Annotated in this window: 13 protein-coding genes; 6 read left to right on the forward strand and 7 right to left on the reverse strand. The window is 38.9% G+C overall.

Annotated features, from left to right (window positions below; all coding sequences use genetic code 11):
• Nucleotides 1-85 precede the first annotated feature (85 nt).
• Complete coding sequence (gene slmA, locus QMA08_RS12265) at nt 86-673, reverse strand: nucleoid occlusion factor SlmA (protein WP_004335558.1); 588 nt, start codon at nt 671-673, stop codon at nt 86-88.
• A 111-nt stretch (nt 674-784) separates the two neighbouring features.
• Entirely contained in the window at nt 785-1,978 is a 1,194-nt protein-coding gene (gene coaBC, locus QMA08_RS12270; RefSeq protein ID WP_290174605.1) for a bifunctional phosphopantothenoylcysteine decarboxylase/phosphopantothenate--cysteine ligase CoaBC, read from the reverse strand.
• A gap of 144 nt (nt 1,979-2,122) precedes the next feature.
• Here coaBC and radC point away from each other — a divergent pair, with 144 nt between their 5' ends.
• From radC to rpmG, 3 genes are all read left to right on the forward strand, one after another.
• Nucleotides 2,123-2,797, forward strand: a complete 675-nt coding sequence (gene radC, locus QMA08_RS12275) for a DNA repair protein RadC (protein ID WP_007581936.1) — start codon at nt 2,123-2,125, stop codon at nt 2,795-2,797.
• Between the two features lie 274 nt (nt 2,798-3,071).
• Nucleotides 3,072-3,308: a 50S ribosomal protein L28 gene (gene rpmB, locus QMA08_RS12280; RefSeq protein ID WP_004335549.1), complete on the forward strand. Its 237-nt coding sequence runs from the start codon at nt 3,072-3,074 to the stop codon at nt 3,306-3,308.
• Nucleotides 3,309-3,319: 11 nt separating this feature from the next.
• Nucleotides 3,320-3,475 carry a 50S ribosomal protein L33 gene (gene rpmG / locus QMA08_RS12285; RefSeq protein ID WP_004335545.1) on the forward strand — a complete coding sequence of 52 codons (156 nt, stop codon included), beginning with the start codon at nt 3,320-3,322 and terminating at the stop codon, nt 3,473-3,475.
• A 294-nt stretch (nt 3,476-3,769) separates the two neighbouring features.
• On the opposite strand, the gene QMA08_RS12290 is transcribed toward rpmG, so the two are convergent.
• Complete coding sequence (locus tag QMA08_RS12290) at nt 3,770-4,696, reverse strand: manganese-dependent inorganic pyrophosphatase (protein ID WP_004335532.1); 927 nt, start codon at nt 4,694-4,696, stop codon at nt 3,770-3,772.
• Between the two features lie 118 nt (nt 4,697-4,814).
• Here QMA08_RS12290 and QMA08_RS12295 point away from each other — a divergent pair, with 118 nt between their 5' ends.
• Both QMA08_RS12295 and mutM read left to right on the forward strand, forming a co-directional pair.
• A complete protein-coding gene (locus tag QMA08_RS12295) occupies nt 4,815-5,330 on the forward strand; it encodes a hypothetical protein (RefSeq protein WP_004335529.1) in 516 nt (171 codons plus the stop codon).
• On the forward strand, nt 5,330-6,139 hold the full coding sequence (gene mutM, locus QMA08_RS12300) for a bifunctional DNA-formamidopyrimidine glycosylase/DNA-(apurinic or apyrimidinic site) lyase (protein ID WP_004335526.1): 810 nt from the start codon (nt 5,330-5,332) through the stop codon (nt 6,137-6,139). The genes QMA08_RS12295 and mutM overlap by 1 nt, the downstream gene beginning before the upstream one ends.
• Nucleotides 6,140-6,208: 69 nt before the next feature.
• On the opposite strand, the gene QMA08_RS12305 is transcribed toward mutM, so the two are convergent.
• Genes QMA08_RS12305 through QMA08_RS12320 form a run of 4 tightly spaced genes read right to left on the reverse strand, consistent with a single transcriptional unit; the run spans nt 6,209 to nt 9,762 of the window.
• A complete protein-coding gene (locus QMA08_RS12305; RefSeq protein WP_039488291.1) occupies nt 6,209-6,709 on the reverse strand; it encodes a DUF3299 domain-containing protein in 501 nt (166 codons plus the stop codon).
• Between the two features lie 14 nt (nt 6,710-6,723).
• Nucleotides 6,724-7,989, reverse strand: coding sequence for an ABC transporter permease (locus tag QMA08_RS12310; RefSeq protein WP_290174606.1), 1,266 nt, complete (start codon nt 7,987-7,989; stop codon nt 6,724-6,726).
• Nucleotides 7,986-8,684, reverse strand: a complete 699-nt coding sequence (locus tag QMA08_RS12315) for an ABC transporter ATP-binding protein (protein WP_290174607.1) — start codon at nt 8,682-8,684, stop codon at nt 7,986-7,988. The genes QMA08_RS12310 and QMA08_RS12315 overlap by 4 nt, the downstream gene beginning before the upstream one ends.
• A gap of 7 nt (nt 8,685-8,691) precedes the next feature.
• Nucleotides 8,692-9,762: a CDP-glycerol glycerophosphotransferase family protein gene (locus QMA08_RS12320; RefSeq protein ID WP_290174608.1), complete on the reverse strand. Its 1,071-nt coding sequence runs from the start codon at nt 9,760-9,762 to the stop codon at nt 8,692-8,694.
• A 178-nt stretch (nt 9,763-9,940) separates the two neighbouring features.
• Between QMA08_RS12320 and QMA08_RS12325 the strand changes: the two genes are divergently transcribed.
• Nucleotides 9,941-11,044, forward strand: coding sequence for a phosphoribosylaminoimidazolesuccinocarboxamide synthase (locus QMA08_RS12325; protein WP_004335513.1), 1,104 nt, complete (start codon nt 9,941-9,943; stop codon nt 11,042-11,044).
• Nucleotides 11,045-11,157 lie beyond the last annotated feature (113 nt).

The following is an 11,157-nucleotide window of genomic DNA, read 5'->3' on the forward strand; positions in this document are numbered from 1 at the left end:
GAGCGGATCAGATAAATGGCAGCTACATACGACAAAACGACCCGCAGGTCGTTTTTTAGTATTTAATTTATTAATTGAGCAGTAATTACAACCAAATTTTTTGTAGCTCAAGCCATTGTTTTTCAAATTGAACACTTGGCTTTGCTTTAAAGTCGCTACGTACAAACTGGTTCATTTTGCCTTCAACGTAGGCAAGTAAAAAGTTTGCAAGTGTAAGCTCATCACTTTGAAAGTTTTTACCTTCACGTAATTTGCGCTCACGAAGCACTTGTTTAAACTGAGTTTCTAGTTTTTCAAACAAGGTTTGTACACGTTCGCGTAAACGTTCCTGCTCACCTTGCAGAGCATCGCCCGTTAAAATACGAGTAATACCTGGGTTTTTTTCAGCAAAGGTTAAAAGTAATAATAGAATGTTATAAATGCGCGTTTGGCTTTCTTTTTCGTTTTCAATAATAATATTTATACGAGATAAAAGGGTATCTTCAATAAACTCAATTAAGCCCTCAAACATACGCGCTTTGCTCGGAAAATGACGGTATAGCGCGGCTTCAGACACACCCACCTCAGCAGCCAGTTTTGCTGTGGTGATGCGTTGTCCTAAATTAGTTTCTAACATTTGTGCGAGTGCTTGCAGTATTTGCTCTTTGCGATTACTTCTTTTTGTCGCAGGCATGAACATTCCTTTTTATTAGTTATTCTTAGTGGCGCAGTTAAGAACCCTAGTCATTTTTTGTTCAAATGATTGGCGTATGTTAATGTTTTATTCAGTTTGTTTCCAGCCTTTTTATAGATGTTTAGCCAGCTGTTCGATCACCTTGCGAGCTATTTCTACTTTACTTGTTGTTGGTAATTCTAGTTGTTCATTGTGCCAGTACAGTGTTAAAGCATTATGATCGGAATTAAACCCTAAGCCACTTTTTGATACGTCATTAGCGCAAATCATATCTAGATTTTTATTTTGTAGTTTACCTTTAGCATAGCTTTCTACATTTTGAGTTTCGGCGGCAAATCCAACCGTATAGGGGCGGTTTTGTGTAAGGTTTGCAATAGCCGCAATTACGTCAGGGTTTTTAGTTAACGTAAGGGTGAGTTCGTCGCCTTGCTTTTTCATTTTTTGAGTCGCAATGTTTGCAGCTCGATAATCCGCAACAGCAGCGCAACCTATAAAAGCATCAGATTGTGGTGCATAGGTAAGTGACTCAGTTAATAGCTCCTCAGCGCTTTCTATATTGATAAGGTTTACGCCAGTAGGGGCTTTTATAGTGACAGGACCCGAAATTAAATTAACCTTAGCACCGAATTGCAAAGCGGCTTCTGCTAGTGCATAACCCATTTTTCCAGAGCTGTGATTTGATATAAAACGTACCGGATCGAGAGGCTCTCGCGTTGGGCCTGCCGTTATTGTAATTGTTTTTCCTGCAAGTAATTGCGGGTGCTCTTTTGCTGTACATAGTGCAACTAGCTCATGTGGCTCTAACATTCGCCCAGCGCCGATATCGCCACAGGCTTGCTCACCTTTACCTGGGCCCCAAATAAGTACGTTACGTGCTTTTAATGTGGCTAAATTTGCTTGTGTAGCTGCGTGTGCATACATTTGCTGGTTCATGGCTGGTGCTACAGCTACTTTTGCAGGCGTTGCTAGCAGTAACGTCGTTAGTAGGTCGTCAGCAATGCCGGCTGCCATTTTTGCAATAATATTGCAGGTAGCTGGGGCAACTAAAATTAAGTCAGCCCATTTTGCAAATTCAATATGCCCCATTGAAGCTTCAGCAGAAGGGTCTAGTAATGAGTCAGAGACTGTTTCTCCACTAACGGCTTGCATGGTCAGTGGTGTAATAAAGTGTTTAGCTGATTCAGTCATAACTACTTTTACTTCACAACCAGCGTCTTTTAATCGCCTAACGAGTTCTGCGCATTTATAAGCTGCAATACCGCCGGTAATACCTAGTACAATTTTTTTGTTTGTTAAGTTAGTCATGAATGTTCATCAGTTTTTATTAAATATTGGGCTTAAAATAACAAATCTTTACCCGTACAGCGAAGTTTTTTAATTCGAAATAACAGGCTAAATTTTAAATTTGCATTACATTTATAAGACACTTTCGCCTCTCAAGGATGAACAATGCAACTTACTTCACTTCCAAACTCACTTCGACCTCGTGAAAAACTCATCGCGAAAGGAGCTAAAGCGCTTACTGATGCTGAGCTCCTTGCCATATTTTTACGAACGGGGTTACCAGGAATGAATGTAATTGAGTTGGCTCAGCATCTATTAAATGAAAATAAAACCCTACATAATTTGTTTAATGCCAGTATTGAGGAGTTTTGCTCTCAAAAGGGGTTAGGGACCGCTAAGTATGTGCAGCTACAAGCTGTATTAGAGCTAAGCCAACGTTATATGCAGGAACGTTGCCAACGAGATGCAGTGTTTAATTCGCCAAACTCAGTTTATGACTATCTAACAATTCAAATGCGAGGCTTGCAACAAGAAGTATTTATGGTGTTATACCTAGATAGCCAAAATAGATTAGTAAAAGACGAAATACTTTTTTATGGCACAATTAATTCTGCCAGTGTGTATCCGCGTGAAGTGGTAAAGGCTGCCCTTAAAAATAATGCAGCCGCTGTTATTTTTGCGCATAATCACCCAAGTGGTATTGCAGAACCGAGCCAAGCAGACAAACTTATTACGAATAAATTGCAGCAAGCACTGCAATTGGTCGACATAAGTGTGCTCGATCACATCATTGTTGGTGGAGAAACCTGTGTTTCGTTTGCCGAGCGAGGCCTGATTTAGCTTTGTTAGACACATAAGTGTGTTAAAAATGAGCTGTTTAACGTGTTTTGGCAAATTAGTTTAATTTAAATGCAGTTTTTACTTTCCCTAAGGGCATTCGATCTTTATAATTAGCCGCTATCAAATTTACATATATGAGCTGATTGGATAGATCAGTGTTTGATCTTTGCCTGTAAAAGCTGTATAAAGAGCGCCCTTCGATTTATCTCTAGGGCGGAAATACACGGCCTTAGATTAAATTAAGCTCGAGCGAAGTTATTGGAGATATATAGACATGTCTAAAGTATGTCAAGTTACAGGTAAGCGTCCAGCGGTTGGTAATCACCGTTCACACGCGAGAAACGCGACTAGACGTCGTTTCCTACCTAACCTACAAACACACCGTTTTTGGGTTGAAAGTGAAAAACGTTTTGTAACATTACGCACTACTACTAAAGGTATGCGTATTATCGATAAAAAAGGCATCGACACGGTTCTTACAGAAATCCGTGCTCGCGGCGTTAAAGTTTAAGGATCTGAATCATGCGCGATAAAATCCGTTTAGTTTCAACTGCCGGTACTGGTTTTTTCTACACTACTGACAAAAACAAACGTAACATGCCTGAGAAGATGGAAATCAAAAAGTTTGATCCAAAGATTCGTAAACATGTTCTTTTTAAAGAAGCTAAAATTAAGTAATTTTAGTTCTTCTTTTAGAATTTAAAAACCCAGCTTAGGCTGGGTTTTTTGTTTTTAAACTATGATTAGTGAATTGACATAAAAAAACCTCGTTGGCATAACCAACAAGGCTTTTAAATCAAAAAACGTTATACCAATAGCATTAAATTAGTGATTTATTATAGCGCTGAGAAAATAGCTCAATAACAAGGCGAAAATTATGACATATAGTTGTTCTATATGAATCATTTTTAACGCAGTGAGTAAGCTATTTAATGCGATAAAATAATCATGTTTTTAATAAAATTGGTATCATTAGATTTTTGTGAATGCATCTTGTAGTGGTGGTACTACTTGCTTTTTACGGCTCAGTACACCATCTAACCATACTTTATCATTCTCTGGTTTTACACCGTAAGCCTGCTCAACTAAGTTTGCATCGTCAGATACAATTAGCATTTCTGAGCCTTCTTTCATTATATCGGTAAGCAGTAAAAATACAGAGTGGCGGTTGCCCTCAACTTTTAGCTTAGCAATATCGGCTGCAAGGTCTGCTTTAATATCGTCAAAAACAGCAAGGTCGATTACTTCTAGCTGGCCAATGCCTACTAGGTTACCGTTCATGTTGAAATCTTTAAAGTCACGCATTACTAAATCACGCGCTGGTGTGTCTTCTACCGCAGATTTAACGCGGAACATATCCATACCAAGTTCTTTAAAGTCTTCGATGCCTGCAATTTCAGCAAGCGCTTCAACACATTTAATATCGGCTGTGGTACATGTTGGCGATTTAAATATAACTGTATCGCTTAAAATTGCACACATCATGATACCAGCGATGTCTTTAGGGATTTCTACGTTGTAGAAGTCATACATCATTTTAATAATGGTGTTTGAACAACCAACAGGACGAATCCAACATTCAAGCGGAGTCGATGATGTTAAGTCACCTAATTTATGGTGATCTACCACACCAACAACGCGAGCTTGGTCGATATCATCAGGTGCTTGTGTTTTTTCTGTGTGATCTACAATATACACATCTTCACCAGCGTAGCTTAACTTAAGCTCTGGTGCTTCAAAACCAAATCTATCAAGAATAAATTGAGTTTCAGGTGAAACTTCACCAAGACGAGTTGGAATTGCTGGCTCATCAATTTGGTTTTTTAAATAAGCCAGTGCAATTGCACCACAAATAGAATCTGAATCTGGGATTTTATGGCCCACTACATACATAGACATTGACGGAACTCCTTTAAATTTGTCGATATTCTAACAAAGTCTGCGGCCTTTAACATATAGACAGCGCAATTAAGTTTTAGTTACACTTTAAAATCTTGAATTTACTAGGTGTATTTATATGCGACTGGGCCGTAAAGGTTGGAACAACGTTATAATATTTTCGATGTTGATTATGATCTTCTTTTTAAATGGCTGGCATAAGCAATTTTTAGGAGGTGAGGATAAACCAGCGTTACAAGCTGTACTCCCCCAGCAAAGTTTTGTACTCACACTGCAATTTGTTGATCAAAAAATTGAGCGCATAGGAACAAGTTGGCGTACAACACCACTACAAAAAGATATACCGCTCGTGTGGAAAGCGTCTGAGCAGCAGCTTAGTGATTTAGTTAACCAATGGCAAAGCGCGGCGTTAATGGGGGTTAATGAGTCTGTTGTTTTTAACCCTAATGCGCCTTTATACGTTGCTACATTTGAGTTAGCTGGCGAAAGTATGCCGTGGGTTTATTTGCTCTACAAAGGCGATGGTCAATATTATTTACTCGAAAAGAGAAGCCAGCGAATACTCGCACTCGATTTAAAAACTGCTCAGCAGTTATTCCCTAGTTTTGATTTTTCACAAAGTGAGTCTAATTAATGCCTGAATTACCAGAGGTAGAAGTGAGCCGAATGGGCATCACTCCCCACGTACAAAACCAAGTTGTCACAAAGGTAAATATTTACAATGCCAGTATGCGCTGGCCAGTGCCAGATGACGTGTATCAACTTGAAGGGCTAATTGTTACAAGTATTGAACGACGAGCTAAATATTTACTTTTACATTGTGAGCTTGGGAGCACTATTTTACATTTGGGTATGTCAGGTAATTTGCGTGTAGTAGATAAAAGTGAGCCGCTTAAAAAGCATGACCATGTAGAGTTTATTTTTGGCAACGGTAAAGCGCTGCGCTTAAACGACCCTCGTCGTTTTGGTTGTTGCTTATGGCAAGAGCCCGGTGAAGTGCATAAGCTACTCTCTAAGCTAGGTCCTGAGCCGCTTACAGATGATTTTTTTGCTAAACGCGTGTACGAACAATCGCGCAATAAAAAAGTACCGGTAAAGCAGTTTATTATGGATAACGCAGTGGTTGTTGGTGTTGGTAATATTTACGCGAATGAATCATTATTTAAAGCGGGTATACATCCAAAGCGAGAAGCCGGAAAAGTATCGCTCAAACGTTATCAAGCACTTATCCCTATTATAAAAGACACACTTGCAGCGGCTATTACACAAGGTGGTACAACGCTTAAAGACTTTGCACAAAGTGATGGTAAGCCTGGGTATTTTGCTCAAGAGTTATTAGTATATGGGCGCAAAGGCAAGCCATGTATGACGTGCGAAAACGAATTAGAAGAAATTAGATTAGGGCAACGCAGTACTATTTTTTGCTCAAATTGCCAAAAGTAGTTATTTGAATTTTACCGACTCTAAATTTAATGAGATTTAAGGGCCAGCTTTAAAAGCGGGCCCTTTATTTTAAAGCTCGAACGGTGCTACACCGACAGCTTTCATTTTATATCCTACCTGCGCGATTTCGCCCGACCATGTTTCTGTACTTATTATTCCGGTTACCACGATTGCGTCGTACAGACTATCTATAGGCACACCACCTTTAATCGTTACATGAACTATTTGATTTGGCGGTGGTGGTGGTACGTGTATACAGGCGCCAAAATAAGGCACAAGTAAAAACTCAGTAATGACTTCGCTATCGCCCTCAAGTGGCACAACAAAACCTGGCAAACTTACCGATTGACCATCAAGCGCTTTTACCACTGGAGCATCTAAATCGGGTTGCACCCAGTTTTGATCGCTGCCTTCGTGATTAGCTTGTGCTTGAGTGTCTATTTGCATATGACCTTTGGGAATTAAGTCTTCCCAAAAAATTTCTTTTGGTGGATTGGCACAGCTCGCTACGCTTATAAATAATAAGCTAATAGCAGCAATGTATTGAAAAGCTGTTTTAAAAAATGTCATAAAATACCTAAAAATTATGCTTTTATACTCATGCCATCGCTGAGTGAATAAAAATAAGCGCGAGTAGCGGGTATTAAGCCAATAACAAAACCTGCGGCCATAATAACCCCGATTAAGCCCAGTTCATAGTAAGAGAGCATTGTGATATTTACGCTTATACCGGCATGGCTTTGTAAGTAACCGCCGGCTGAAAAAATAACTAAATAGTAAAGCGCACTACCCACTAGGCAACCAAGTAAAGTTGTCAGTAATGATTCAATACTTATAAGTGTAAATAAATGCCAAGGGCGAGCGCCTACTGAGCGCAATATAGCAAGTTCGCGACGTCGCTGGCTCAGATTTGCAAGCAATGTCGTTAACATGCCAAGTAGGCTAACTAACACGACAACAGCTGAGAATAGTAATAGTATTTTTTCTACTATGGCGAGCATTTCCCATAACTCTTTAAGTGTTACGGTTGGCATAATGCCAAGCAGGGCTTCTGGCTTATATTGATTTATATTGCGCCTAATTTGTAATGTGTACAAAGGCGAATTAAATCCCATTAAAAATGCTGTAATTTGCTTAGGGTGACCAACTAGGTTGTTATCTTCGTCATGCTCATGCTCATGCTCATGCTCATGCTCATGCTCAAGGCTCGCTTTACCGCCGTGAATTAAATCGATTGCAGCCAAAGGAATATGCAGCGTTTTATCAACTGGCGTGCCTGTTGGGTTTAAAATGCCGACGACTTTAAATGGGTTGTCGTCATGATGATGAAAACTCGTGTTCCCCATGCCGTGCGATATAACAATAGAGTCGTTAAGTTTATAACCTAGTTTATTTGCAACTTCGCTACCTAGCACCACTTCGTTAATTGCGGCAAAAGGGTGGCCTTTGTTAAAGGTTAAATTTTGTTTTTTTGCAAAGCGATAATGGCTAAAGTAATCAAGTGTTGTGCCTAGTACCGCTTGGCCTTTATGGCTGTCGCCTAGGCTTATAGGTATGCTCCATTTTACGCCTCGCTGACTTGTTATGTATTGATAACTTTTCCAACTTACGCCGTTATTAGTATGGCCAATTCTAAATACTGACGAAAGAAGCAACTGTATATCGCCGGTACGCGCACCAACAATTAAATCAGTGCCCGAAATAGTATTACTAAAACTACTTTTAGCATCAATTCGTACACGTTCAATACTCAAAAGTAGCATTACACTAATTGCGATAGTAAATAATGTAAGCAGTACACTTGCGCGGCGATTTAATAAGCTTTTGTAAGCAAGTTTAGCGATGATCATACCTGCCCCTGCAAATTTATAAGGTCAATGGAGCGGTTAAATAAAGGCTTTAGTGTTTCATCGTGGCTCACAAATACCAACGTACTATTAGATAACTTTGCCTGCTCAAACAGTAGCTTTATAAAGCTTTCACGGTTATTTGTATCGAGTGCAGATGTGGGCTCATCAGCAATTATTAATTCAGGGCTGCCTATAAATGCGCGAGCGGCAGCAACGCGCTGTTGCTGTCCAATACTCAATGTCGCTACATCTTTATGGTGATACTGGGCAGTAAGGCCTAAAGCATTTAATAACCGTATCGCTTCTTTTTGTAAGGCAGAGTTTTTATTTGATGATTTCTTTAATATTTTTTGTTTTCGGCTTTTTGAAAACTCACACCCAAGCGTTATATTTTCAATAGGAGTTAAATAAGGAAGCAGGTTAAAGTTTTGAAAAATGTAGCCAATGTGATCCGCTCTAAAAACATCACGGGTGGTATTGCTTAATGTAGTTAGGTTTTGGTTTAAAATTGATACCTCACCGCTAGTGACTGTATTAATGCCAGCAAGAATCGCTAATAAGGTCGATTTACCTGAGCCACTAGGACCGTGTAAAAAAATATGCTCACCTTTTTCTATAACTAACTCTTTTATGTTGAGCGTGGGTGAGCTATCGCTTTTATGCCACTTAAAAGTTACGTTTTTGAGGTTTATCATTATCAGATTACCAACCCCAGTAGTTTAGATCTTTACGCATTTTTAGCTGTCTTATTATATTTAATGGCTTGGGTTTTAGTTTTTCGTTACTTTGTAAAAATTCATTAGCTGCATTTAATACGCGTTGGCTAGATTGGCCATCGGTATACGGATGAAGTTCCTGGCAATAGCTTTCAATATTTTGCATTAAATCACTAGGTTTAGTAAGCGCGTGTTCAATCGCTGCTTCTACTTCATCAGCGTCGGTAATATCAAGTAAATGAGGAAGTGGTTTTTGATTACAAAACGTGACTACCGGTTTACGTAGTAGTAAAAACATTAAAAGAACTGACGATGTATCGCACAGCATAACATCAGCAGCTTGCAGTAACGGTAAAACGTTATCGGTTTCAATAAATGTTAGATTTTCGTTATTCAGCGCTTTATATTTATTAACCCATTCGGCAGGCATTTTAGGATGAAACTGCATCAAAATACGCCACTTACCTTGTTCACTAAAATGTTTTATTTGCTCATATAATTTAGGAGCAAGTGATAGCTTTCGTGAGAAAGTAGAGCATATAAGTAAAGTAGGGCGAGGGTCGTCGCTTACATAAGGATTATTTGAAGTATTACTAAAAAGTGGATCGAGTGTTGGCCAGCCAGTTTCAGTTACTTTAAAGAAACCATGCTGCTTAGCTAGCTCTTTAAATCGGGTTGTTGTATTTGGGCCTTGCGTACAATATAAATCGTAACAACCACGAATAGTAAAATGACCACGATTACCTTCAGAGCTGCGCTTTTCAGAATTAAAACCATGAAATACAGCTACTTTTTTACCTGGAATAAAGCTAGGTACTATATTACCCGGTATAAATGTAATGTTTGGAGCCCAGCTTTTTACATCTTTTATGGTATGTAAACGTGGCTCGTCTGTGGTTAAAAAATCGGGGTTTACTTCGCTACCCGCTAAAAACCAGCGTACTTCACCACCATGTGCCAATATTTGCGCCTGCAAAGGTCTCAAGATAGCGTATGAATAATTCTGAGAAATATACATTAAGTATTTTTTATTTTTAGTGGCAGTTAAGTAGTTCAAGCTATCTCCTCAGGCTGGTTAGCACATTAAGTTTACCCCATTGCGACTTGCTTATAAATATATGCCTTTATTTGTTTTAAGCATCCGATTGAGCTTTGAGGTTGGCTAGATTATTATACAGCCCATATAACCCCATACCATACTTTGCTCAAAGAGCATCCCTAACCCCGGAGATAGCATGACTAGCTATAAAGTTTTAGACGTAAACGATGATTTACCCATTCGTACCAAAGGTGAAGTACACAGCGGTAAAGTTCGTTCAGTTTATTGGTTAACTGATGAAGACAGCGCTCGATTAATTAAAGATAAAGGCTATCAAGTACCAACAGGTACTGAGCTTGCGATTATGGTTATTTCAGACCGAATTTCTGCATTTGATTGCATTTGGCAAGGCGAAAACGGTTTAAATGGCGTACCAGGTAAAGGTATAGCGCTAAACTCAGTGGCAGCCCATTGGTTTAAGTTATTTGATAAAGCGGGTCTTGCGGGCAATCATATTGTAGATATTCCGCATCCGTATGTGTGGATTGTACGCAAAGCCAGTACAGTAAAGGTGGAGGCAATTGCTCGCCAATATATTACGGGTAGCATGTGGCGCGATTACGCTAAAGGCATACGTAACTTTTGTGGTATTGAATTACCAGAGGGTTTAAAAGCGAACCAAAAGCTTGATAACGTTTTAATTACGCCATCAACAAAAGGTATTATTGAAGGCGTTGCTGATATTCCGCCAGTTGATGATGTAAATATTACTCGCGCTAACATTACTAATAACTTAGATGTATTTAACTTTAAATCGGCAGATGATGTAACCAAATACGAAAAACTGTTAGTTGAAGGTTTTAAATTAATTAGTGATGAACTAGCGAAGCTTGACCAAATTTTTGTAGATACTAAATTTGAGTTTGGTTATGTAGAGGATTTAAATGGCGCGCAACAGCTTATATATATTGATGAAGTAGGCACGCCTGATTCGTCACGTATTTGGGATGAAGCTGCTTACAAAGACGGTAAAATTGTTGAAAATTCTAAAGAAGGCTTTCGTCAATTACTGATTAATAACGTGCCAGAGAGCGACGTATTATTAAATAAAGATCGCATGAGTGAGCGTGAGCAGTTAGCTAAAGATTATATTTTACCAGAATCAGTAATGCTTGAAGTGTCAAATACCTATGTTGGCATAGCGAGTAAAATTGTTGGCAGAGATATCGTGATCCCTGAAGATCCTCGCCAAGAAGTTATTACTATTTTAGATAACGATTACGGATTAATTGTTAAATAACAGCACTTAAGTGCTAATAAAGCCAGTAACTAAATCTTTATTTTTAGTTACTGGGCTATAATTCTTGCAATTAGTGCTCGTCTCTAATTAACTTAACCTAACATTAATGTTTA

It is taken from the genome of Pseudoalteromonas sp. APC 3355 (genome assembly GCF_030407615.1).
Lineage (GTDB): Bacteria > Pseudomonadota > Gammaproteobacteria > Enterobacterales > Alteromonadaceae > Pseudoalteromonas > Pseudoalteromonas distincta.